Annotated in this window: 24 protein-coding genes; 14 read left to right on the forward strand and 10 right to left on the reverse strand. The window is 67.5% G+C overall.

What is annotated here, in order from left to right; genetic code table 11:
* Nucleotides 1-173: 173 nt before the first annotated feature.
* Nucleotides 174-1,343 carry an AI-2E family transporter gene (locus ABE454_RS04135; RefSeq protein ID WP_346529364.1) on the reverse strand — a complete coding sequence of 390 codons (1,170 nt, stop codon included), beginning with the start codon at nucleotides 1,341-1,343 and terminating at the stop codon, nucleotides 174-176.
* A gap of 140 nt (nucleotides 1,344-1,483) precedes the next feature.
* Here ABE454_RS04135 and ABE454_RS04140 point away from each other — a divergent pair, with 140 nt between their 5' ends.
* Both ABE454_RS04140 and ABE454_RS04145 read left to right on the forward strand, forming a co-directional pair.
* A complete protein-coding gene (locus ABE454_RS04140; RefSeq protein WP_346529366.1) occupies nucleotides 1,484-2,992 on the forward strand; it encodes a helicase HerA-like domain-containing protein in 1,509 nt (502 codons plus the stop codon).
* Nucleotides 2,993-3,075: 83 nt separating this feature from the next.
* Nucleotides 3,076-3,435, forward strand: coding sequence for a DUF3060 domain-containing protein (locus ABE454_RS04145; protein ID WP_346529367.1), 360 nt, complete (start codon nucleotides 3,076-3,078; stop codon nucleotides 3,433-3,435).
* Nucleotides 3,436-3,456: 21 nt separating this feature from the next.
* Here the strand turns inward: ABE454_RS04145 and ABE454_RS04150 are convergent, their stop codons facing one another.
* Nucleotides 3,457-4,608, reverse strand: a complete 1,152-nt coding sequence (locus ABE454_RS04150) for an MltA domain-containing protein (RefSeq protein WP_346529369.1) — start codon at nucleotides 4,606-4,608, stop codon at nucleotides 3,457-3,459.
* Complete coding sequence (gene timA / locus ABE454_RS04155) at nucleotides 4,608-5,225, reverse strand: TIM44-related membrane protein TimA (protein ID WP_346529372.1); 618 nt, start codon at nucleotides 5,223-5,225, stop codon at nucleotides 4,608-4,610. Before timA ends, ABE454_RS04150 begins: the two co-directional genes overlap by 1 nt.
* A gap of 252 nt (nucleotides 5,226-5,477) precedes the next feature.
* Here timA and secB point away from each other — a divergent pair, with 252 nt between their 5' ends.
* Together secB and ABE454_RS04165 are read left to right on the forward strand one after the other, a co-directional pair.
* Nucleotides 5,478-6,005: a protein-export chaperone SecB gene (secB, locus tag ABE454_RS04160; protein WP_346529375.1), complete on the forward strand. Its 528-nt coding sequence runs from the start codon at nucleotides 5,478-5,480 to the stop codon at nucleotides 6,003-6,005.
* A 151-nt stretch (nucleotides 6,006-6,156) separates the two neighbouring features.
* Nucleotides 6,157-6,498: a putative quinol monooxygenase gene (locus ABE454_RS04165; RefSeq protein ID WP_346529377.1), complete on the forward strand. Its 342-nt coding sequence runs from the start codon at nucleotides 6,157-6,159 to the stop codon at nucleotides 6,496-6,498.
* On the opposite strand, the gene dnaQ is transcribed toward ABE454_RS04165, so the two are convergent.
* From dnaQ to ABE454_RS04195, 6 genes are read right to left on the reverse strand one after another with little or no spacing between them, the layout of a single operon-like run.
* Nucleotides 6,456-7,181: a DNA polymerase III subunit epsilon gene (gene dnaQ / locus ABE454_RS04170; RefSeq protein ID WP_346529379.1), complete on the reverse strand. Its 726-nt coding sequence runs from the start codon at nucleotides 7,179-7,181 to the stop codon at nucleotides 6,456-6,458. The genes ABE454_RS04165 and dnaQ overlap by 43 nt on opposite strands.
* Nucleotides 7,182-7,229: 48 nt before the next feature.
* Nucleotides 7,230-8,048 (reverse strand): aminoglycoside phosphotransferase family protein, encoded by an 819-nt coding sequence (locus tag ABE454_RS04175; protein WP_346529381.1) that lies wholly within the window; start codon nucleotides 8,046-8,048, stop codon nucleotides 7,230-7,232.
* Nucleotides 8,045-8,665 carry a dephospho-CoA kinase gene (gene coaE / locus ABE454_RS04180; protein WP_346529382.1) on the reverse strand — a complete coding sequence of 207 codons (621 nt, stop codon included), beginning with the start codon at nucleotides 8,663-8,665 and terminating at the stop codon, nucleotides 8,045-8,047. Before coaE ends, ABE454_RS04175 begins: the two co-directional genes overlap by 4 nt.
* On the reverse strand, nucleotides 8,662-9,501 hold the full coding sequence (locus ABE454_RS04185) for a shikimate dehydrogenase (protein WP_346529383.1): 840 nt from the start codon (nucleotides 9,499-9,501) through the stop codon (nucleotides 8,662-8,664). The genes coaE and ABE454_RS04185 overlap by 4 nt, the downstream gene beginning before the upstream one ends.
* Nucleotides 9,498-10,097 carry a Maf family protein gene (locus ABE454_RS04190; RefSeq protein ID WP_346529385.1) on the reverse strand — a complete coding sequence of 200 codons (600 nt, stop codon included), beginning with the start codon at nucleotides 10,095-10,097 and terminating at the stop codon, nucleotides 9,498-9,500. Before ABE454_RS04190 ends, ABE454_RS04185 begins: the two co-directional genes overlap by 4 nt.
* Nucleotides 10,094-10,963, reverse strand: coding sequence for a pyruvate, water dikinase regulatory protein (locus tag ABE454_RS04195; RefSeq protein ID WP_346529387.1), 870 nt, complete (start codon nucleotides 10,961-10,963; stop codon nucleotides 10,094-10,096). Before ABE454_RS04195 ends, ABE454_RS04190 begins: the two co-directional genes overlap by 4 nt.
* Nucleotides 10,964-11,448: 485 nt before the next feature.
* Here ABE454_RS04195 and hemE point away from each other — a divergent pair, with 485 nt between their 5' ends.
* From hemE to ABE454_RS04245, 10 genes are all read left to right on the forward strand, one after another.
* Entirely contained in the window at nucleotides 11,449-12,483 is a 1,035-nt protein-coding gene (hemE, locus tag ABE454_RS04200) for a uroporphyrinogen decarboxylase (protein WP_346529388.1), read from the forward strand.
* Nucleotides 12,480-13,559 carry a ferrochelatase gene (gene hemH, locus ABE454_RS04205; protein WP_346529391.1) on the forward strand — a complete coding sequence of 360 codons (1,080 nt, stop codon included), beginning with the start codon at nucleotides 12,480-12,482 and terminating at the stop codon, nucleotides 13,557-13,559. Before hemE ends, hemH begins: the two co-directional genes overlap by 4 nt.
* 11 nt (nucleotides 13,560-13,570) lie before the next feature.
* Nucleotides 13,571-14,038: a CopD family protein gene (locus ABE454_RS04210; RefSeq protein WP_346529707.1), complete on the forward strand. Its 468-nt coding sequence runs from the start codon at nucleotides 13,571-13,573 to the stop codon at nucleotides 14,036-14,038.
* Nucleotides 14,039-14,309: 271 nt separating this feature from the next.
* The gene (gene rho / locus ABE454_RS04215; RefSeq protein ID WP_346529393.1) at nucleotides 14,310-15,803 is read left to right on the forward strand and encodes a transcription termination factor Rho; all 1,494 of its coding nucleotides are present in this window, start codon (nucleotides 14,310-14,312) and stop codon (nucleotides 15,801-15,803) included.
* Between the two features lie 126 nt (nucleotides 15,804-15,929).
* Nucleotides 15,930-16,169, forward strand: coding sequence for a DUF6489 family protein (locus tag ABE454_RS04220; RefSeq protein ID WP_003166554.1), 240 nt, complete (start codon nucleotides 15,930-15,932; stop codon nucleotides 16,167-16,169).
* A gap of 24 nt (nucleotides 16,170-16,193) precedes the next feature.
* Nucleotides 16,194-17,507 (forward strand): tRNA uridine-5-carboxymethylaminomethyl(34) synthesis GTPase MnmE, encoded by a 1,314-nt coding sequence (gene mnmE, locus ABE454_RS04225; RefSeq protein WP_346529395.1) that lies wholly within the window; start codon nucleotides 16,194-16,196, stop codon nucleotides 17,505-17,507.
* A gap of 63 nt (nucleotides 17,508-17,570) precedes the next feature.
* Nucleotides 17,571-19,484, forward strand: coding sequence for a tRNA uridine-5-carboxymethylaminomethyl(34) synthesis enzyme MnmG (gene mnmG / locus ABE454_RS04230; RefSeq protein WP_346529398.1), 1,914 nt, complete (start codon nucleotides 17,571-17,573; stop codon nucleotides 19,482-19,484).
* A complete protein-coding gene (gene rsmG / locus ABE454_RS04235) occupies nucleotides 19,484-20,104 on the forward strand; it encodes a 16S rRNA (guanine(527)-N(7))-methyltransferase RsmG (RefSeq protein ID WP_346529399.1) in 621 nt (206 codons plus the stop codon). Before mnmG ends, rsmG begins: the two co-directional genes overlap by 1 nt.
* Complete coding sequence (locus tag ABE454_RS04240) at nucleotides 20,094-20,915, forward strand: ParA family protein (protein WP_346529402.1); 822 nt, start codon at nucleotides 20,094-20,096, stop codon at nucleotides 20,913-20,915. The genes rsmG and ABE454_RS04240 overlap by 11 nt, the downstream gene beginning before the upstream one ends.
* 30 nt (nucleotides 20,916-20,945) lie before the next feature.
* The gene (locus tag ABE454_RS04245; protein ID WP_346529403.1) at nucleotides 20,946-21,833 is read left to right on the forward strand and encodes a ParB/RepB/Spo0J family partition protein; all 888 of its coding nucleotides are present in this window, start codon (nucleotides 20,946-20,948) and stop codon (nucleotides 21,831-21,833) included.
* Between the two features lie 308 nt (nucleotides 21,834-22,141).
* Here ABE454_RS04245 and holA read toward each other — a convergent pair whose 3' ends face one another.
* A complete protein-coding gene (gene holA, locus ABE454_RS04250; protein ID WP_346529405.1) occupies nucleotides 22,142-23,194 on the reverse strand; it encodes a DNA polymerase III subunit delta in 1,053 nt (350 codons plus the stop codon).
* Nucleotides 23,195-23,202 lie beyond the last annotated feature (8 nt).

The raw sequence follows: 23,202 nt of genomic DNA on the forward strand, positions 1-23,202 counted from the left end.
GCCGTCGAACGATGTCCGACGGCCTGCTCGGTCCGGCGCTCAGGAGGGGGAGGGAAGCACCGGCCTGGGACGTCGCGATCCGGGAGGGGGAGGGGAGGACCGCGTCGTCGTGTGAGGATCAAATAGGCGACGATTGCGGCAGTTCAAGGACAAGAAGACGAATATTTCTGGTTTTAAGCCTGCGGCGGGACGTCGCGCCCCAGTATACGATTCAACAGGGAAGAACCGCCCCGATTCTTGGGATCGTCCTCAGTTTTCTTGTCGTTCTTCTTCGGATGCTTGACGGCATAGGGCTCCCCATCACCCGACAACAGCACCGCCATCCAGCGCGATCCCTTGAACTCGGCCAGTATGGCCATGGCCATGACCGCCAGCGGCGTCGACAGGAACATGCCCGCCACGCCCCACAGCTTGCCCCAGAACGCCAGGGCCAGAAGGACGACGATGGGGTCGATGTTCTGGTTGTCGCCCTGCATCCGCGGCTGGACCAGATTGCCGACCAGGAACAGCAGGACCTGCAGTCCGACGAACAAGATCAGCGCCGGCCAGTAGCTTTCGAACTGCACCAGGGCGAACAGCGGCGGCGCGCATCCCGCCACGGCGCCGCCCAGCATGGGAATAAAGCCGACGATGAAAATGACGAAGGTCCAGAACTCGGCGTTCTGAAGCCCCACGGCCCGCATCAGCACCCAGGCCACGGCGCAGACCATGGCGCCGGTCACGGCCTGAACCCACAGATAGCCCTCGACCCCGCCGCGCACGCGCTCGAACACCGCCAGCGCCTCCTGACGCGGGCCGCGTTCGGGGAACATGCCGACCATCTTCTTGCGGAAGCCCGCCTGCGAGGCCAGCAGGAAGCCCAGATAGATCATGACGAAGAAGGCGCCTGTCGCCGCGCCCTGAACCTGGAAGGCGGCGCTGGTCAGCCAGCCGCGCACGTCGATGCCGGCGATCATGTCGTTCAGCGTCGGCGGCTCGCTGACGCCGAACAGATTGGCGACGTCGCTGCTGATCTGATCGATGCGCGGACCGATGCTGCCCGCCACGCCCGAGGCGTCGGTGAAGAAGCCCGCCGCCCCGTCGACGATGATCCAGATCGAGGCCAGAAAGCCCAGCACCACCACGATCAGGGCCGCCGCCCCGGCGAACTGGGGCGGGATGGGCGTGCGCCGCTCGATAGCGCGCTTCACCCCGTCGATCATGATCATCAGGAACAGGGCCATGGCCAGCGGGGTCAGTATGTCCCTGAGCCAATACAGGGCGGCGCCGCCCGCCACGACGGCGATCAGCACCACCGCATTGGCGGCCGGAGAAGAATGACTGACGGTGATGGGAAGCTTCATGATCGGAGTTGTCGCCACGGCCGGGAACCGCGTCAATCGCTGTAAACCGCAGAGGTTCCGTCTTGCAGCCGCAGCCCTGACGATTAAGCATGGCGGACACGCTGAACGGGCGCACTGGCCAGACCCGCAGGAGAACCCGCATGACCGACGCTTCCGCCCTGTTTCTGGGTCAGTCCTTTGAGGGCGCGCCCGAGCGCCTGCTGCTGAACCGCGCCAACCGGCACGGCGTTGTCGCCGGGGCGACCGGCACCGGCAAGACGGTGACGCTGCAGATCATGGCGCAGGGATTCTCCGAAGCCGGGGTGCCGGTCTTCTGCGCCGATGTGAAGGGCGATCTGTCCGGCATCAGTCAGGCGGGCGGCACGGACAAGTTCGCCGAACGCGCCGCCAAGATGGACCTGACGCTGAACGGTCAGGCGGCGCCGGTCGTCTTCTGGGATCTGTATGGCGAAAAGGGCCACCCGGTGCGGGCCACCATATCCGACGTCGGCCCGGTCCTGCTGGCGCGAATGCTGGAGCTGAACGACGTGCAGGAGGGGGTACTGACCGTCGCCTTCCACGTCGCGGACAAGGAAGGCCTGCTGCTGCTGGACCTTGAGGATCTGCGCTCTCTGCTCGCCTATGTCGGCGAGAACGCCCAGACCATCGGCCGCGAGGTCGGCAATGTCTCGCCCCAGTCGATCGCCGCCATCCAGCGCGCCCTGCTTCAGTTGGAGCAGCAGGGCGGCAAGGCCTTCTTCGGCGAACCGGCCCTGCGGCTTGAGGACATGATGCGCACGGCGCTGGACGGCCGGGGTCAGGTCAATGTGCTGGACGCCACCCGCCTGATGAACAATCCGCGCCTGTATGCGGCCTTCCTGCTGTGGCTGCTGTCCGAACTGTTCGAGCGCCTGCCCGAGATCGGCGACCCGGAAAAACCGCGTCTGGTCTTCTTCTTCGACGAGGCCCACCTGCTGTTCCGCGACGCGCCCAAGGGCCTGCTGGAAAAGGTCGAGCAGGTGGTGCGCCTGATCCGGTCCAAGGGCGTCGGCGTCTACTTCGTGACCCAGAACCCGGCCGACATTCCCGACAGCGTGCTGGCCCAGTTGGGCAACCGCATCCAGCACGCCCTGCGCGCCTATACCCCGGCCGAGCAGAAGGGACTGCGCGCCGCCGCCCAGAGCTTCCGCGCCAACCCGGCCTTCGACACCGCCGAGGCCATTCAGGCGCTGGGCGTGGGCGAGGCTCTGGTCTCGACCCTTGATGAAAAGGGCGCCCCGACCGTCGTGGCCCAGACCAAGATCCGTCCGCCGGACTCGCGCCTGGGCCCCGCCACCGACGCCGAGCGCGCGGCCATTGTGGCCTCCAGCGCCGTGCGCGGCCTCTATGACACCCCGATCAACCGCGAGTCCGCCGAAGAGGTGCTGAAGGCCCGCCGCGCCCAGGCCGACCGTGTCGAGGCCGAAGCCGCCAGCGCCGTCGCCGAGGCCAAGGCCGCCGAAAAAGCCGCCCGCGTCCCGGCGGCCAAGACGCCCGCCGCGCCGCGCCCGCGCGCCTCGACCCGCCAGACGCCGATGGAGGCCCTGACCACCTCCGTTCTACGCACCGTCGGCACGACCGTCACCCGCGAACTGCTGCGCGGCGTGCTGGGGGGACTGAAGAAGCGCTAGCAGAGCCCGACGAACCGGAACCCGGCGGCGCGTCACGGCATTTCACCGCCGGTCCATCTTCGGACCTGTCAGGATCTGCGCCCATGCTGCTGTCGCCCTTCGTCCCCCTCGCCGTCGCCGCTTTGGCCCTTCTGCCGACGCAGATCGGCTCGGTCGAGATCGGCCCCGAAGTCATCGAGGTCTCCGGGCTGGGGCACAAACGGACCATTCCGTGCGAAGGCCGCCGCGTCGATGTCGGCGGTTCGGGCCATGACCTGACCTTCACCGGCGTCTGCTCGGGTCTGGAACTGGCCGGGACCGACAATAAGGTGGTCATCACCCTGGCGCCCAACGCTGTGCTGGACGTCGCCGGAACCGGGCAGGTGGTGCGCTGGCGCTCGTCCGGTCAACCGCGTCTGGTCCTGAACGGCGTCGACAACAGCGTCAGCCGCATCCACGACTGACGGGAGCCCACTCCGGCGGGATCAGCCGCGCGGGATCAAGCGCCACATCCGCAAGGGGTGGCGCACCGCGCCTGCCTCATGCCCCGCAGCGTCGCCACGGCCCATATAGAGGTCCGCCCGCACCGGCCCGCGAATGGCAGAGCCGGTGTCCAGCGTCATGACCAGACCGCGATAGCTAGCGCGGGCGCCGCGCAGATTGCCGCCGTCCGCCTCGATCCACGCCGCCTCGCCATAGGTCCAGCGTGACGGGTCGACCGCCACGGACCGGCGCGCGGGCAGGGGCACGCCCGCCGCGCCCGTCGCCTCATTTCCGTCTTCCGGGCTGGTCGTGAAGAAGATGTAGCGCGGATTCAGCGCCATCACCCGGCGCGCTTCAGGGCCGCGATGTGCGGCCAGCCAGGCACGGATCGCCTCGCCCGAAGTGCCGTCGCGCGGCAGCAGGCCCTGTTCCGCCATCGGCCGGGCGATGCCGACGAACTTGGCCCCGTTGTCGGCCGCATAGGCGGCGCGCAGGCGGCCCCCGTCCGGGAAGGTCAGCGTCCCCGATCCCTGAATCTGCAGAAAGAACAGATCCTCGGCCCGCATCCACGCCAACACCGAAGACCGGGCCGAACCTGCCTCGATCGCAGCGCGATCGCCCACGCCCGCCAGATTGTCCGGGCGGCTCAGGACCGGGGCGTCGAACTCGCTATCCGGCGTGCGGCGGGCCGGATATTCCGGCGCGAAATAGGCCGTCAGCAGGCCGCGCCCGCCGTCATCGGTGCGGACCTCGGCGGCGGTGAAACGGCTTTCCAGAAAAGCCCGCGCGTCGCTGGGGTTGGCGCGGGCGACCAGGGCGCGGGCGTCGCGGCACGTCTCGACCGCGATGCGCGAAGGGCCGCAACCCTCGGCATAGGCGCGCAGGGCCGCCAGATGGTCTTCCTCGGCCCAGCCCGGCAGGGCGGCCAGATTGAGGTCGCCCGCCACAGGCGGCGAAACCGGCCGCGGAACAATCGTGCCGGGATCCAGCGGCGGAACCGGTCGCGGCGTCGAGGCGCAGGCCGCGGCCAGCAGGCCCAGCGCCGCAACCACGGACAGGCCTGCAGCGCGTCGCCTGTGGATCGCCCCGCCAAGCGGAGCCGTAAGGAGACGGGCCGCGCCCGTCTGATCGAGGGGCGCGGACCGTGCCGTCATCAGGCGGTCGCCGGCTCGACGCAGGCCAGGGCCCAGTTCGGGTCCGAGGCGCCCAGACGGCGCTCGAAGGTCCAGACCTCGGCCGTGCGGCGCTCCTCCGTCACCGTCTCGCCGCCCGCAGGGGTCAGCGAACCGCGCACCTCGGCCAGGAAGCGCACCCGGGCCAGGGCGCGATCGCCCTCGGCCGAGGCCTGTTCCAGATCGGCGCGGGGCGGGTGGACCAGTTCGGCGCTCTCGGCGTCGCCGCGCGCCTCACGCGCCGCGATCCCGGCCTCGAACGAGCCCATCACCTTTTCCGTCAGCAGAGGGCGCAGGGCCTCGCGGTCGCCGCGCGCATAGGCGGTGACGATCGTCTCATAGGCCTGACGCGCGCCCTCCAGAAAACGGTGCGGGTCGAAATTGGGGTCGCGCGCCTTCAGCCCGGCGATAGCGGCCGTCAGGGCCGGATCGATCACCGGCCCGCGCGGCGCTTCGGGCGCGCCGACAGGGGCGGCGGGAACCGGCAGAGGCTTGGGGTTGTCTCCCGGCTGGCGCCCGACCTTCTTGCCCAACACATTATAAAGCTGAAACAGCAGGACCGCCGCGATGACGGCGAAGATCACAATCTGAAAGGTCACCGGCACGGTGGGTTCCTCGGCTGGTCTGGCCCCATCTTCCCGACAGGGAAGCGCCGCAGGTTCTCCCCACGGGCGAAAAGGCAGGTCGTACAACGTGATTAGGGGGCGATCCGGGCGGGCGCAAGGCGAAGCAGGAGCCGAACACCGGTCTGATCATTGCGACACAGGGTCCCGCCATGCTACCGCCGCCCCCTCATGCCCGCCTCCGGAGGGAGCGGGACGCCCCATTCCTGCAAGACGGTTTACAGACCCATGACCGACGCCACGCCGCCCGCCGACGCCAACGGCCAGACCCCCGACCAGGCCCAGCCGCAGGGCGGCCAGCCCCAGGGCCCCGGCTTCCGCATCCTGGCCCAATACGTCCGCGACCTGTCGTTCGAGAACCCCAAGGCCCCCGACAGTCTGCGCATGGACGGCAAGCCCGCCATCGACATGGGCGTCGAGATGAACGCCCAGGGCCGCCCCGACGGCCTGTTCGAAGTCGACCTGAAGCTGTCGATCAAGGCCACCGCCGAAGACCAGACCCCGGTGTTTCACGTGGAACTGCTCTATGGCGGCCTGTTCGCCCTGCAGGGCGTCCAGCCGCAGGACATCGAGCCCCTGCTGCTGATCGAGTGCCCGCGCTATCTGTTCCCGTTCGCGCGTCAGGTCATCGCCCAGGCCACGATGGACGGCGGCTTCTATCCGCCCTTCATGGTCGACCCGATCGACTTCGCCGCCATCTACGTCGCCCGCCAGCAGCAGATCGCCGGCGCCCCGGCCGAAACCGGTCAGGCTTGATTTAGGGTCGCTAACGCGAGGCGCGCGGCGTCTCGCTGCTTGAGCGAGAAGCTTGGCCGCTACCGCAGGACGCGCGGCGTCCTGCTGCTTGAGCGACGGGTTTGAGTTGGGGGCGTCCGGTCGGGCGCCCCTTTTCTTTCGGAGAAACTGTTTGATACTCAAGGTCATCGCCGAGGACTTCATCAGGCCCGAACACATCGAGACGGTCCGCCCCCTCTACGCCGAACTGGTGCGGCTGACCCGGCAGGAACCCCTGTGCCTGGCCTATGACCTGTTCGAGGACCGCAAACAGCCCGGACACTTCGTCTTCATCGAGGAATGGCCCGATCAGGCCGCGCTGGACGCCCACTGCGCCAGCGAGCATTTCCGCCGTCTGGTCCCGCAGATCGACGCGCACCAGATCCGGCCCGGAACCTATATTCTGATGAACCCGGTCCTGACGGACACGGATCAGACCGTGGGTTCAGCCTCTGCCTCGACCATCACCCCATAGCCCGCCCACAGGCTGTGATCCTTGATCGTCGCCTTCAGGAAGGCGATGTGGGCGGCCTCTTCCTCGGCCGTCACCAGCGAGGGCAGGGGACGCGGCCGGGCGCCATAGGTCGCGCGCTGCGCCGCCTCAGCCGCCCCGCCGCGCGTCGAGGTCAGGTCCAGCGCCCGCTCCTTGCCGCCGCGCAGCTCCAGATAGACCTCGGCCAGCAGGCGGGCGTCGATCAGCGCGCCGTGCAGTGTGCGCTCGACCAGGCTGATCTTGTAGCGCTTGCACAGGGCGTCCAGCGAGTTGGGCATCCCCGGAAACCGCTTCTGGGCCAGGGCCAGGGTGTCGATCCAGCGGTCCTGCGGCGGCGGCGTGCGGCCGATGCGGCTGATCTCGAAATCGATGAAGTTGCGGTCGAAGTTGGCGTTGTGCGCGATCAGGGGCGCATCGCCGATGAAGTCCATCAGATCATCGATGACCTCATGGAATTTGGGCGCGTCCTTCACCTTGTCGTCGGTGATGCCGTGGACCTTGATCGCCTCGGGCGGGATCAGCCGTTCCGGATTGACGAAGCGGTGAAAGGTCCGGCCGGTGGCCAGCAGGTCCTCGATCTCGATGCAGCCGATTTCAACCAGACGGTCGCCGGTCTTGGGATCAAAGCCGGTCGTTTCAGTATCAAGGACGATTTCACGGGACATGGCCCTTAATGCCGGGGTTCGGCCCCGAACAAAAGCCCGCCGACCGCCTCAACCCTGCCGGGCCAGCCGAATGGCGCGGGCGACCTGAAGACTGCGCCCCGCCTCTGCCTCATATTCGTCTTCCAGATGCCAGGACGCCGACAGGCAGGCGTGACAGAAGCCCCAGTCCAGCACCGCCTCCGCGGGCCGCCCGACGACGGGCGCCAGCGTTTCGGCCAGACGACGCGCCCGCGCCGGGTCGGTCCTGAGATCATCCCTCTCCAGCGGATTATACAGCAGATTGGCCGCATCATAGGCCGGGTCGCCCAGTACGCCGTGCGGATCGATCGCCAGCCAGCCGCGCGGCCCGTGCAGGATGTTTTCGTGGTGCAGATCGCCATGCAGGGGCCGCACCAGAGCCTCTTCGGCCATCCGTTGCGTGGCGACAGCGGCGGCCTCGGCGAACAGACCGCCCTGACGCTCCGCCTCGATCCACAGGGCGGCGAAACGGTCAGTCATCGTCTGCAGGCCCGCGAAAGGCTGATCCGACGGCGCATGAAGGGCGCGCAGAACATCCGCCGCGATGCGGGTCGCCGCCTCATCGCCTTCGACCTGCAACAGAGCCGACAGGGTGCGATCCCCGCCGTCTTCCAGCCATTGCCAGTCGTCCCGGGCGCCCAACAGCCGAACGGCGCCGTCGCCGCCGCGCCATTTCAGCCAGATCAGGGCAGGGGGCGTATCGGGCGCCGCCTGTTCGCTCAGGCGCTTGACCACGGTTGATCGGCCATCCGCCGTCATCGCGCGCCAGACGGTTCCGCCGACGCCCTCGGCCAGCAAGGTCAGGCGCGTCAGACCCCATTCGGCTGGCGGGGTGGCGGACAGGCTCACCCGCCGGTCTTTCCTGTCGGGCGCCAGCCCGGCGCAAGCACCTTGGTCACCACCGAGCGGACCTGTTCGCGCGCGGCGTCCAGACCTCGGCCCGTGTCGATCAGGAAATCGGCCCGGGCGCGCTTTTCAGCGTCCGGCGTCTGGCGCGACAGGATGGCGTCCATCCGCTCGCGCGTCATGCCGGGGCGGGCCAGAACGCGCTCGGCCTGAACCTCAGCATCCGCCGTGACCACGACCACGGCGTCGACATAGGCGTCTCCGCCCGTCTCGAACAACAGGGGCACGTCCACGACCGCCAGCCGCACGCCGCCCTCGGCCGCCGCCTTCAGCGCCTGCGCCCGGTCTGCCGCCACCAGAGGATGGACAATGGCCTCCAGCCGCTGAAAGGCGCTTTCTTCGCGGCCCAGCGCTTCGGCCAGACGCGGGCGGTCGACGGCGCCGTCCACGACTACACTGGGGAAAGCCTGCGCCAGAGGGGCCACGGCCGCCCCGCCCGGTCCGTAAAGCCGGTGAACCGCCGCATCGGCGTCCCAGACCACGGCGCCTTCATCGGCGAACATCTGCGCCGTGGTCGACTTGCCCATGCCGATCGAGCCGGTCAGGCCCAGAACGATCACGCCGCCTCTCCCAGATGACGCAGCAGCAGGGCGCGCAGGTCCAGCGGCGGGGGCGGGCGGCGGAAGATGGCCTCGAACGACGGCGCCGCCTGACCGATCAGCATGGCCAGTCCGTCCACCGTCGTCAGCCCGCGCGCCTGCGCCGCCGCCAGCAGAGGCGTGACGACCGGCTTATAGGTCATGTCCATGACCACGGCCGAGGGCTTCAACGCCGACAGATCGATGTCCGGCGCTACGCTGAGGGCGTTGATGACCAGATCGGCGCCTTCCAGCACGGCCGCATCCGCCGCGACAGAGACCGCCGGTCCCAGATCGTCAGCCAGAGCCTCGGCCCGCTCGCGCGTGCGGTTCAGAATGGACAGGGCGGCGCCCGCCTCGATCAGGGCGCCCGCGCCGGCCCGCGCCGCGCCGCCCGCGCCCAGAATGACGACGGACGCGCCCTTCAGCGTCAGCTGCGGCGCCTGTTCGGCCAGGGCGTAAAGCACGCCCGCGCCGTCGGCGCTGTCGGCGCGCGCACGGCCGCCTTCAAAGACCAGAATATTGGCCGACCCGGTCGCGCGCGCCGCCGTCCCGGCCTCATCGGCCATGGCGAAGGCCTGTTCCTTGAACGGGGCGGTGACATTGACCCCGGCGATCAGTCCAGCGCGCCCGGCCGCGACCAGAGCCTCGAACCCCGCTGCGTCGACCGGGGCGAAGGCGGCGTAGGTTCCGTCGATGCCGCCGGCCTCCAGCCAGGCGTTGTGGATCACCGGGCTGAGAGAATGGCTGACCGGCTGGCCGACGATCCCGCCCAGCAGGGCGGCGCCGGTGATGCGGCTAAGAGGCGTCCGGCTCATGCTGCGATCACTCCCACGCGGCGCACTTCCGCCAGAACCGGCCACAGCGGCAGGCCCAGAACGGTGAAATAATCGCCCTCGACCGCCTCGAACAACTGCGACCCCAGCCCCTCCAGCCGGTAGGAGCCGACACAGGACAGCAGGGCCTCGCCCTCCGTCGCCAGATAGGCGTCGAGGAAGGCGTCCGAGAAATCCCGCATCCTCATTCCGACCGTGTCGACGCCCGACCAGACCACCTGTCCGTTGCGGGCCAGGGCGGCGCCCGAATGCAGTTGGTGCGAACGGCCGCGCATGGCCGTCAGCCGTTCGCGCGCAGCGTCCAGCGTCGGCGCCTTGGACACCAGCCCGCCGTCGAACGAAAGGGTCTGGTCCGCACCCAGAACCCAGGCGTCCGGGTCATGGCGCGAGACGGCCAGCGCCTTGGCCCGCGCCAGTTCGACCGCTAGTTCGACCGGGTCGACGCCCGGCGTCTTCAGCGCGTCTTCGTCCACATCGGCGACCTGCACGGCGAAGGGCACGCCCGCATTGGTCAGCATGGCGCGGCGCGCGGCGCTCTTGGACGCCAGGATCAGGCGTTCGCCGTCGGTCGTGGTCACATCGGGGCTCCCGGATTGCGGCTGCGCCGCTCGCTCAACAGATTGACGATGGCGGCCGCCGTCTCCTCGACCGAGCGGCGGGTCACGTCGATGGTCGGCCAGCCGCGCCGCTCAAAAGCGCGGCGGGCCTTGATGGTTTCCTCGCGCACGGCGTCATGATCGACATAGGCCGAGGCATGGCCCGCATTCAGCCCGTCCAGACGGTTGCGCCGGATCTGCACCAGACGGTCGGGCGACACCGTCAGCCCCACCACCAGCGGATTCTTCAGCGCCGTCAGCCGCTCGCCGTCTTCCTGACCCGGCACCAGCGGGACATTGGCCGCGCGGATGCCCCGATGCGCCAGATAGATGCAGGTCGGCGTCTTGGAGGTGCGGCTGACCCCGCACAGCACCACATCGGCCTGTTCCAGCTGTTCGACCGTGCCCTGACCGTCGTCATGGGCGATGGCGTAATCCAGCGCGCTCATCCGGTTGAAATAGCCGGTGTCCAGCGCGTGCTGCGCCCCGACCCGCGCCGAAACATCCGCCCCCAGATAGCGCGACAGGGCGCCGACCAGCGGGTCCAGCGCCCCGATCTGCGGCATCTGCAGCTGACGACAGCCTTCCTCCAGCTGTTCGCGCAGTTCGCGATCGACCAGGGTGTGCAGCACCACGCCGGGCGCAGCGGCGATGGTCTCCAGCACCCGCTCCATCTGCTTGGGCGAGCGGACCAGCGCATAGATGTGTTCGATGGGAATGACGCCGTCGAAGCGGGCGACCACGGCCTTGGCCATGGCGTTCAGCGTCTCGCCGGTCGAGTCTGACACCAGATGGACGTGGAAATAGGTGGCCAGGCGCGATGCGCCGATCGGGCGGGCGGGGCTCATCAGGGCGGCGTCTCCTTCCAGGGCGGCGGTCGGATCATCCCCGCGCCCTGTTGAAAAGCCGGGGCGCCGTTCGTGAAAGACCGGGCGCCGAATCCTCTAGCAAGCCTGGCCGCCCGTCGCGAGCGGGGATCGCGGGCGCCGTTGCCGGGATCGGCGCCGGATTCGTCCGCCTGGGCGCCGGAGATTCATCCCGTGCTGGGGGCAGGACATTTTGTCCAACAACGGCGCCTGCGGATTCACCCACAACGGCGCCCAGAGGCAAGCCCGAGTCCCGCGGGTGTTTCACGGCTTATCCCCATAACCCACAGCCCGCCCTGTAAACGCCCGGGTTTTCGCGGTCCGGACAGGGGACAAAAGGGAGTCGAACCGGGACTGTCCTCAGTTATCCCCGCGCTCCCCGGCCCTGCTTCCACCTACCAATTCTTTCAATTCTTAAATCTGAATAGGGATTGAGGCTTGGGGGTGTGCATCCTAAAGCCCGGGACATGAGCACGCCCTTTTTGATCCAGGCTCTCCAGGGCCGAACCCTTTCCCAACCGCCCGTGTGGTTCATGCGTCAGGCTGGGCGCTACCTGCCGGAATACCGCGAACTGCGGGCCAAGGCGCCGGACTTCATCGCCTTCTGCCTGAACCCCGAGATGGCGGCCGAAGCGACCCTGCAGCCGATGCGCCGTTTCGGCTTCGACGCCGCCATCGTCTTCGCCGATATCCTGCTGATCCCCGGCGCCCTGGGCCAGAAGGTGTGGTTCGAGGCGGGGGAAGGGCCGCGTCTGGGCGCCCTGCCGTCAGTGCAGTCGATGGCCGACAAGGCTCAGCAGGCTGGAGAGGCCCTCAAGGCCGTGGGCCAGACCCTCAGTCTGGTGCGCGCGGAACTGGAGCCTGAACGCGCCCTGATCGGTTTCGCCGGGGCGCCGTGGACGGTCGCCACCTATATGCTGGACGGCGAACATCGCACGATGGGCAAGGGCGAGCGCGCAGCCGCCCGCACCTATGCCTACACCCAGCCTGAACTGGTGGCGGGCGTGCTGGACGTGCTGGTGGAATCCACCGCCCACTATCTGAAGATGCAGCAGGACGCGGGCGCGCAGGTGCTGAAGATCTTCGAGAGCTGGGCCGAGGGCCTGCCCGAGGATCTGTTTGAAACCCTGGTTCTGAAACCGCACCAGAAGCTGGTGGCCCGCGCCCGCGAACTGGGCGTCACCGTGCCGCTGATTGGCTTCCCGAGAGGCTCGGCGGCGCTGGCGGAACGCTATGCGCGCGAATGCGACGTGCAGGGCGTGGCGCTGGACACCGCCTGTCCTCTGGAGGTCGGCAAGCGGGTTCAGGCGATCAAGCCCATTCAGGGCGCGCTGGACCCCCTGCTGCTGCGCGCGGGCGGCGATGCTCTGGATCGCCGCGTCGATCAACTGATGGAGGCCTGGGGGCAGGGGCCGTGGATCTTCAACCTGGGCCACGGCATCCTGCCGGACGTGCCGATCGCCCATGTCGAGCAGGTGCTGAAGCGGATCGGCGCCCAATGAGCGCGACCGCCACGAAGCTGAAGGAACGGCCCAACCGGCGCGTGGCGGTCGTCCTGACCAATCTGGGCGGGCCTGATCGCCCCGAGGCGGTCAAACCCTTCCTGTTCAACCTGTTCAACGATCCGGCCATCATCGGCCTGCCGGGGGTGTTCCGCACGCCGCTGGCGAAGCTGATCTCCAGTCGCCGCGAAGCCTCGGCGCAGGCCAACTACGCCCTGATGGGCGGCGGCTCGCCCCTGCTGCCCGAGACGCAGAAACAGGCCGAAGCCCTGTCACGCGCCCTGGCGGACGCTTCGCCGGGCGACGACACCCGCGTCTTCATCGCCATGCGCTACTGGCATCCGATGACCGAGGAGACGGCGGCGGCGGTCAAGGCCTTCCAGCCGGACCGGATCGTCCTTCTGCCCCTCTATCCGCAGTTCTCGACCACGACGACGGCCTCGTCGCTGAAGAAGTGGGCCGAATGCTATGACGGCCCGGGCGAGACCCACGTCGTCTGCTGCTATCCTGACGCCGAAGGTCTGATCGAGGCGCAGGCCCGGCTGATCGGCCAGACGCTGGACAAGGCCGAAGGCAGGCCCGTCCGCGTGCTGTTCTCGGCTCACGGCATCCCCGAGAAACTGGTCGCGGCGGGCGATCCCTATCAGGCGCAGATCGAGGCCACGGTGGCCGCTGTCGTGGCCCGCATGGGCCTGACCGACTGGGCCATCTGCTACCAGAGCCGCGTCGGGCCGCTGAAATGGCTGGGCCCGGCCACGCCCGACGCCATCGAACAGGCGGCGAAGGACGGCGTCGGCGCCGTCGTCGTGCCCATCGCCTTCGTCTCGGAGCATATCGAGACCCTGGTCGAGCTGGACATGGAATACGGCGAGCTGGCGCACAAGGTCGGCTGCGCGCCCTATCTGCGGGCCCCGACGGTCAGCGCCGACCCGGTCTTCATCTCCGCCCTGGCCGATGCGGTCGGGCGGGCGCTGGAGACGCCGGGCACGGCCCCGCAGGGCGTCTCTCAGGGTGGACCATGCGCCCACTTGAAAGCCTGCCCGTCTGGCTGTTCAAAGGCCCCCAGGGCGGCCTGAGGGGGACCGACATGGACTATTACAACCTGGCCCGCGGGCTTCACATTCTGGCGGTGATCGCCTGGATGGCGGGAATGCTCTTTCTGCCGCGCCTGTTCGCCTATGACGCCGAGCAGAACAGCAAGCCTGAACCCCTGCGCGGCGAGATGCAGGCGCTGCTCCGCGTCTGGCAGACGCGACTGCTGCGCATCATCATCAATCCGGCAATGATCCTGGCCTTCATCTTCGGAGGCTGGCTTTTGTGGCTGCGCAGCGGAGAAGGGGCCGACTGGTCCTTCGCCCATCAGCCGTGGATGGTGACCAAGCTGATCGGCGTCTTCCTGCTGGCCGCATGGCATGGCTTTCTGGCCAGACAGCGCAAGAAGATCGCGGCCGGAACGTCCAGATATTCGGGCCGCTTCTGGCGCATGACCAATGAGATTCCCTTCGTCCTGGCCATCATCATGGTGCTGTCGGTGACGCTGGAGTGGACATTTTAAACGCCCTGACGCGAGCGACGCGGTCGCTCGCTGCTTGAGGGCGAGGGGCGTCTCCTGCTTTCGCTTGACCGCGCACCCGCTTTCGTGGTTCCGCTGCGGTGAACCGTGCGGCCGATCCGTGCAGTGCGGTCCCTCTCTTTTTGCGACGCCTGCCGGTTTGAGCCTGCGGGAGCCCTTCGCCCTCCCTTACAGCCCCTGCGGCTGAAGCCATTACGACCTTTCTGCTCCTGGCCGCCCCTTGGCGTCCGGGCGCGCGAACGAGCACGCCACCATGACCGATACCCCTGAGACTCCGGAAAACGAAGTCACTGAAAACGCAGCGGAAACCCCCGCCGAACGCCCGCGCCGCACCCTGAGCCTGGGCGGCAGCCGCGCTGCTGCGCCGGTCGAAGAGGCCGAGCCGGAAATCCCCGTTCACGCGGCTTCGGACCACGATGACCACGGCGTCGACACCACGGCCGAGGATGATGAAGACGATGATGGCGAGCCCATCGTCCCCAATGGCCGTATCACGCTTCAGGAACTGAACGAGAAGACGCCGGAAGATCTGGTCGCCTTCGCTGAAGGGCTGGACATCGAGAACGCCGGCAACCTGCGCAAGCAGGACCTGCTGTTCGCCATCCTGAAGACGCTGGCCGACGAAGAGGTCGAAATCATCGCCTCGGGCGTGCTGGAGATCCTGCCGGACGGCTTCGGCTTCCTGCGCAGCCCCGACGCCAACTATCTGCCGGGGCCGGACGACGTCTATGTCTCGCCATCGCAGATCCGCCGCTTCGGCCTGCGTTCGGGCGACACCGTGCACGGCGCCGTGCGCGGCCCGCGCGAGGGCGAGCGCTACTTCGCCCTGCTGAAGGTCGACACGATCAACTTCGAAGATCCGGAGATGGTCAAGACCAAGGTCCTGTTCGACAACCTGACGCCGCTCTATCCCGAAGAGCGTCTGCACATGGAAATCCAGGACCCGACGCTGAAGGACCGCTCGGGCCGGGTCATCGACATCGTCGCCCCGCTCGGCAAGGGCCAGCGCTGCCTGATCGTCGCCCCGCCGCGCGTCGGTAAGACGGTCATGCTGCAGAACATCGCCAAGTCGATCGAGCGCAACCATCCGGAAGTCTTCCTGATCGTCCTGCTGATCGACGAACGTCCCGAGGAAGTCACCGATATGCAGCGCACGGTGAAGGGCGAGGTCGTCGCCTCGACCTTTGACGAGCCCGCCACCCGCCACGTCGCCGTTGCTGAAATGGTGATCGAAAAGGCCAAGCGTCTGGTCGAGCACAAGAAGGACGTGGTGATCCTGCTGGACTCCATCACCCGTCTGGGCCGCGCCTACAACGCCACCGTCCCGTCGTCGGGCAAGGTGCTGACCGGCGGCGTCGACGCCAACGCCCTGCAACGGCCCAAGCGCTTCTTCGGCGCCGCGCGTAATGTGGAGCAGGGCGGTTCGCTGACCATCATCGCCACGGCCCTGATCGACACCGGCAGCCGCATGGACGAGGTGATCTTCGAAGAGTTCAAGGGCACCGGCAACTCGGAAATCGTGCTGGACCGCAAGGTCGCCGACAAGCGCATCTTCCCGGCCATCGACGTGCTCAAGTCCGGCACCCGCAAGGAAGACCTCATCACGCCGAAGGACCAGCTGGCCAAGACCTATGTCCTGCGCCGGATCCTCAACCCGATGGGCCCGCAGGATGCGATCGAGTTCCTGCTCGACAAGCTGCGCCAGTCCAAGAACAACGGCGACTTCTTCCAGTCGATGAACACTTGATAGGGTCCCTATCGCCTGGCGCGCGGCGCCAGGCTGCTTGAGGGACGTTCTCTCAAGCAGCCGCACGCCGCGCGTGCGGCGGTAGAGAACCAGGAATGTGTTTCACGTGAAACAGGAGCGTGGGTCATGAAGCTGAACATCGAGATCGACTGCACCCCGGCCGAGGCGCGGGCCTTTCTGGGTCTGCCGGATGTGACGCCGCTCAACGACCATCTGGTCGCCGAGATGCAGAAGCGCATGGACGCCAACATGGCCGCCATGCAGCCCGACGAACTGATGAAGACATGGACCAGCTTCGGCGTTCAGGCCCAGGATCAGTTCCGCCGTCTGATGGAAGCCGCCGTCACGGGCGCCGCCAAACCCTGAATCTGACGACGTGGGCCTGACGACGTGAGCGACACCATCTTCGCCCTCGCCACCCCGCCGGGGCGGGGGGCTATCGCCGTGTTGCGCCTGTCGGGGCCCGGCACGGAGACCGCGCTGACGGCGCTGGGGGCAGGGGGGCTGACGCCACGCCTGGCCTCGGTGCGCAGTCTGCGCCACGACGGCCGCCTGATCGATGAAGCCCTGGTGCTGCGCTTCATCGCCCCGCGATCCTATACGGGCGAGGATTCGGCGGAACTGCATCTGCACGGCGGCCGCGCCGTGGTCGAGGCGGCCAGCATCGCCCTGATCGCGCTCGGACTGCGTCCTGCCGAGCCGGGCGAGTTCACCCGCCGCGCCTTCCAGAACGGCCGGATGGACCTGGCCCAGGCCGAGGCCGTCGCCGACCTGATCGACGCCGAAACCGAAGCCCAGAAGTCTCAGGCGCTGGGGCAACTCGACGGCGCCCTGTCCGCCGCCTACGCAGGCTTCCGCCGCGATCTGCTGAAGGCCCTGTCTCTGGTCGAGGCCGAAATCGACTTCCCTGATGAGGAAGTGCCTGACAATCTGGCGCGCACCGCCGGGCCGGTTCTGGAGGCGCTGGCCGCCGATCTGCGCGCGGCCCTGGCGGATTCCAATCGCGGGCGGCGGGTGCGTGAAGGCTATCGCATCGTCCTGATCGGCGAGACGAACGCGGGCAAGTCGTCGCTGTTCAATGCCCTTGTCGCGCGCGAGGCGGCCATCGTCACGCCCATCGCCGGGACGACGCGCGACGTGCTGGACGCAGACATCATGATCGGCGGCTACGCCGTCACCCTGTCGGACACGGCGGGCCTGCGTGACAGCGACGACCCGGTCGAGGCCGAGGGCATTCGCCGCGCTCGCCTGCGCGCTGAGAGCGCCGATTTGCGCCTGTGGGTCCGCTCCCCCTCAACCGATGGTGTTGAGGATCCGGCCTCGGCCTTCATCCAACCTTCCGATCTGCAGGTGCTGAACAAGGCTGATCTGGGTGCCGTCGCGGCCACGCCTGACCTTGAAGCCCTGAGCGTCAGCACCGCCACGGGGCAGGGGCTGCCGGATCTACACGACTGGATCGCCGCTCGTCTGGCGCATGATCTGTCGGGTGCTGACTTCCCGGCCGTGACGCGCGAGCGGCATCGCCGTCGTCTGGCCGAAGCTCTGGCTGCGGTCGAGGACGGGCGCCGCGCGCTCGACCTCGCGCCCGAGATGGCGGGGGACGACCTGCGCCGCGCCGCCGACGCCCTGGCCCGCGTGACCGGCGCGATCGGGGTGGAGGACATTCTGGGCGAGGTCTTCTCCTCCTTCTGCATCGGCAAATAGGCTCGGCTTTCGCCTGTTTCACGTGAAACAACGGGCCTGGGGCCGGTGGCGATTCCGGCCCGAATGGATTATGGGAACGCCATGAGTTCGACCCCTGACCATACCTTCGACGTTGTTGTTATCGGCGGCGGCCATGCCGGTTGCGAGGCCGCGACTGCCGCTGCGCGCGCGGGCGCCCACACCCTGCTGCTGACGCAGAAGCTGGAAACTATCGGCGAGATGAGCTGCAACCCGGCCATCGGCGGTCTGGGCAAGGGCCATCTGGTGCGCGAGATCGACGCGCTGGACGGCGTGATGGGGCGTCTGGCCGATGTGTCGGGCATTCAGTTCCGCATGCTGAACCGGTCGAAGGGCGCCGCCGTGCGCGGTCCACGCAGCCAGATCGACCGTCGTCTGTATCGCGAAGCCATGCAGGCCGAGCTGACCGACTATCCCAACCTGACCCTGATGGCGGGCACGGCCGAGGGCCTGATCCTGAACGGCAGCCGCGTCATCGGCGTGACGACCGGCGCAGGGGAGACGATCCGCGCCGGCGCTGTGGTGCTGACGACGGGCACCTTCCTCAATGGCGTGATCCATCGCGGTGATCTGCGCATTCCAGCCGGACGGTATGGCGAAGACCCCTCGACGGGTCTGGCGGGCGATCTGCATGCGGCCGAGCTGATGATGGGCCGACTGAAGACCGGAACACCCGCGCGTCTGGATGGCCGCACTATCGCCTGGGATCGGCTAGAGATGCAGGCGGCGGACGACCAGCCTGTGCCCTTCAGCTTTCTGACCGACAGGATCGAGGTGCCTCAGATCGCCTGCGGCGTCACCCATACGACCGAAGAGACACACCGCATCATCGCCGACAATCTGGGCGAAAGCGCTGTCTATGGCGGACGTCTGTCAGGGCGCGGCCCGCGCTACTGCCCCTCGATCGAGGACAAGGTGGTCCGCTTCGCCGACAAGACCAGCCATCAGGTCTTTCTGGAGCCGGAAGGGCTGGATGATCCCAGCGTCTATCCGAACGGGATTTCGACGTCGGTGTCGGACGCGACCCAACTGGCCTTCCTGCACACCATGCCGGGGCTGGAGGCGGTGGCGGTCTTCCGTTTCGGCTACGCCATCGAATACGACTATGTCGACCCACGCGAACTGACCCCGGCGCTGGAGGTCAAGAAACGTCCCGGCCTCTATCTGGCGGGCCAGATCAACGGCACGACGGGCTATGAAGAAGCGGGCGCACAGGGCCTGATCGCGGGCCTCAACGCCGCGCGCGCGGCGGCGGGCTTTGACCCGCTGATCCTGGGTCGCGATCAGGCTTATATCGGGGTGATGATCGACGATCTGGTGACGCGGGGCGTCACCGAACCCTATCGCATGTTCACCAGCCGGGCTGAGTATCGGTTGACGCTGCGTGCTGATAACGCCGACCAGCGCCTGACGCCGATCGGGATTGAGGCGGGCATCGTCGGTTCGGATCGCGCGGCGGTATGGCTGGACAAGGCTGACCGGTTAGACCGGGCGAACCGTGTTTCACGTGAAACGCAGTTTACGCCCAAGGAAGCGGGCGCCCTGGGCATCACGGTCAACGCCGATGGGCAGCGCCGTTCGATTCGCGATCTGCTTGCCTTCCCGAATGTGTCGCTGGACCACTTCGTCGTCATCCGACCCGAGATCGCCGACTGGTCGCCCGCGGTGCGCGAGCAGGTCGAGATCGACGCTGTCTATGCCGGCTATCTCGATCGTCAGGCGCAGGATGCCGAGGCCCTGAGGCGGGAGGAGGGGTTGGCCCTGCCTGCCGATCTCGACTACGCCGCCATCGGCGCCCTGTCGAACGAGGTGCGTGAGAAACTGGCCATGATCCGGCCGCTGACTCTGGGCCAGGCCGGTCGGATCGAAGGCATGACGCCGGGCGCCCTGACGGCGCTTCTGGCTCATGTGAAAAAGGTGAAGGGCGTGGAAGCCGACCTTGCGGCGGTCGTCGCTTGATGTCGGACGCCATTCAGACCTTCCGCGCGCAGACAGGCGCCAGCGACGCCAACATCGCCGACCTGCAGGCTTTTCTCGTCATGCTGACGGAAGCCAATGAGGTGATAAATCTGGTCGGGCCGGACACCATCCCTGACTTCTGGAACCGTCACGCCTGGGACAGCGCGCAACTGCTGGATCTGGCGCCCGAGGCTAAGACCTGGGCCGATCTGGGGGCGGGGGCGGGCTTCCCCGGCGTGGTTCTGGCCATTCTGCTGAAAGGTCGCCCGGGCGCCCATGTCTGGCTGGTCGACAGTCTGGGCAAGCGGTGCCGTTTTCTTCAGACCATCGTCGATGCGCTCGAACTGCCCGCGACCGTGGTCAACGGCCGGGCGGAGGAACAGGCGATCAAGGTCGACATCGTCACGGCGCGGGCAGTGGCGGCGATGGAGAAACTACTGGGTTATGCACAGCCTTACTTCCAACGCGGTGCAAAAGGTCTCTTCCTGAAGGGAGAGAAGGCAGAGCTTGAGTTGAAAGAGGCCCGTCGGGTCTGGCAGTTTGAGGCTGAGCTTACGGTCTCGCGCAGCGATCCGCGCGGCCGCATCGTTTCACTGGGGAGCCTTCGCCGTGTCCGTTGAGTCCGTAAAGCAGCCCCGCGTCCTGGCGGTTTCCAACCAGAAGGGGGGAGTGGGCAAGACCACAACCGCCATCAATCTGGGCACGGCCCTGGCGGCCATCGGCGAAAAGGTGCTGATCGTCGACATGGACCCGCAGGGCAATGCCTCCACCGGCCTGGGTGTTCCACGTGAAACACGCCGGGTGACGATCTACGACGTCATCGTTGACGGTCGCCCGGTGGACGAGGCGGCGATTGAAACCGCCGTGCCGGGCCTGTTCATCGTCGCGGCGGACCCTGACATGTCGGGCGTCGAGATCGAACTGAGCCAAGCCGACCGCCGTTCCTATCGTCTGCGTGACGCGCTGGCGAAACAGGGCGGCAATGGTCATTCCCGGTATGACTATGTGCTGATCGACTGCCCGCCGTCGCTGAACCTGTTGACGCTGAACGCCATGGCGGCGGCGGATGCGGTGCTGGTGCCGCTACAGTGCGAGTTCTTTGCTCTTGAAGGCCTGACCCAGCTGATGCGGACCATCGACATGGTGCGCCAGAGCCTCAATCCGGCGCTGGAGATTCAGGGTCTGGTCCTGACCATGTATGACCGCCGCAACGCCCTGTCGGGGCAGGTGGCGGCCGATGTACGCGCCCACTTCGGCGACAAGGTCTATGACAGCGTCATTCCGCGCAACGTCCGGGTGTCCGAGGCGCCGTCCTTCGGCAAGCCCGCCCTCATCTATGATCTGAAATGTGCGGGCAGTCAGGCCTATCTGAAACTGGCTCGCGAACTGGTGGCGCGCGAGCGCCAACGCCGTCAGGCCATCGCGGCCTGATCTATTTGATAAGTAAACGGAAACAGCATCTTGTCTGAACGTCAGCGTGGTCTGGGCCGGGGTCTCTCGGCGCTCATGGGTGAAAATGCACAGGAGCCCGTCGCCATCGACGCGACCGGCCCGGCGCCGGCCGGCGTGCAACGCGCGCCGATCGAGGCGCTGAAGCCGAACCCGGATCAGCCGCGCAAGATCTTCGCCAAGACGGATCTGGACGAACTGACGGCCTCCATCCGCGACAAGGGCGTGTTGCAGCCCATTCTGGTGCGGTCGCAACCGGGCGAAAAAGGCGTGTGGCAGATCATCGCCGGCGAGCGTCGCTGGCGCGCGGCGCAGGCGGCGCGTCTGACGCAGGTGCCCATCGTCGTGCGCGAGATGGACGACATCGAGGTGCTGGAAGTCGGCGTCATCGAAAACGTCCAGCGCGCCGACCTGAACCCGATGGAAGAGGCCAACGCCTATGCCGTCCTGATGGAGCGCTTTGGCCGCACCCAGGACGCTCTGGCCGGCGTGGTGGGCAAGAGCCGCAGCCATGTCGCCAACACCCTGCGTCTTCTGCAACTGCCCGAGGCGGTGCGCGAACATGTGGTGCGGGGCGAACTGTCAGCCGGTCACGCCCGGGCCCTGATCACTGCGCCGAACGCGCAAGAACTGGCGCGGGACGTCATCGCCAAGGGTTTGAACGTTCGTCAGACCGAGGCTTTGGCGCGTCGCGCAGCCGAGGGGCCCAAGCCTGTGAAGGCGAGAGCGGTGCTGGGGGGGGAAGGCGCCGCTGACATCGCGGCTCTGGAGCAGGATCTGTCCGACGCCTTGGGCCTTAAGGTGGCGCTGGCCGACAAGGGCGGCAAGGGCGAGATCACGGTCAAATACGGCAGTCTGGAACAGCTGGATGATCTTTGCCGCCGCTTGATGCGGGGCTGAGGCGCTTTCCGACGGTATTCATGCCAAGATAAGGGCATGACTGAAAACACCGATAAAAACAGTGCGGCTGACGCCTTGAAACGCGCTCTGGCTGCGAAGAAGGCCGCAAGCCGAAAGGCTGGAGCTTTTGGCGGCGACACGGGCGCCATAACTTCTGGAAAGTCGGTTCAGCGGGCGTCTCTGGCGCTTAACAAGCCCGCTTTCCGGCGCGCATCGAAGCGCGGGTGATATTCTGTTTCTTGAACGAGTATGGAAGCAGTCAGGAATGGACCTTCCTTCTTCGCGGCGTTTAGGTTCAAGGCGCTGACTTAAAGCCCCATCCGTTTGGCGCGGGCGGCGATTTCGAGCAGCAGGCGTTCGGCGATCAGGGCCTCGGGCATGCCTGTGGTCTTGGTCATGATGTCGGCGGTGTTGACGCTGTCCTGCACCTGATCGAGCAGATCCAGATGCCAGCCGCGCGCCTGACGCAGCATTTCGGCCTCCTGTTTCCAGAAGACGCCGGCGGACTTGGCGGCCTCCTTGGCGCCTGCGCCGTTGGCTTGCAGGACATTGATCCGGCGAAGCTTTCCCAGATGGATCGAGGCCATGCGCACGGCCATGACGGCGCTTTCCCCTTCGGCCAGGGCGCGGCGCAGGCCCGCCTGAGCGGGACCGGGGCGACCGCCGAAGGCCTGTAGCGCCGCATCGGACAGGGAGGCGTCGGGTTCGACCCCCAGATGGGCGTCCAGTTCCTCGACGTCGATGGTGCGGCCGGATCCGGGGCCGATGTAGAGGATCAGCCGTTCAATCTCCTGACGCATCAGGCCGCGTTCGCGCGGCAGGCGGGCGACGAAACGGTCCAGGGCGTCGGATGACAGGCCGACCATGTCTGCGCCCAGGGCTTCGCGCGTCATGCGGGCGACATCGCCGACCTCGTCTTCGTAACAGGCGATGGCGACGGCGCCCTGGGCCTTTTCGGCGGCCTTGCGCAGGGCGGATTCGCGGCCCAGAGCCCCGGCCTCGATCACCAGCATGGCGTCGGGGTTGTAGGCGCCCTCGGCGTGGGCGGTCAGGGCGGCGGCCACCGCCTTGTCTACGCCGGCCTTGCCATCCGACATACGGATGCGCACCAGACGACGCCCGCCGATCATGCTGAGCGCCGTCAGCGCCTCTTCCAGCCGTACGGCGTCGCCGTCGATGTCGGCTTCGGTCAGCAGGGTGACGTTGAAGGGGTCGTTCAGATCCGGTGTGATCGTCTTGCACAGCGTCAGGGCGCGCTCGGTGACGCCCGAGCGGTCCTTGCCGTGGATGACGGCGGCGCGGACGGTAGGGTCCGGCGCTTTCAGGAAGCGGTCGACGTCAGGCCGCCTGGACAGGATCATGCGGCGGC

Source organism: Brevundimonas diminuta (genome assembly GCF_039673845.1).
Classification (GTDB): Bacteria; Pseudomonadota; Alphaproteobacteria; order Caulobacterales; family Caulobacteraceae; genus Brevundimonas; species Brevundimonas diminuta_E.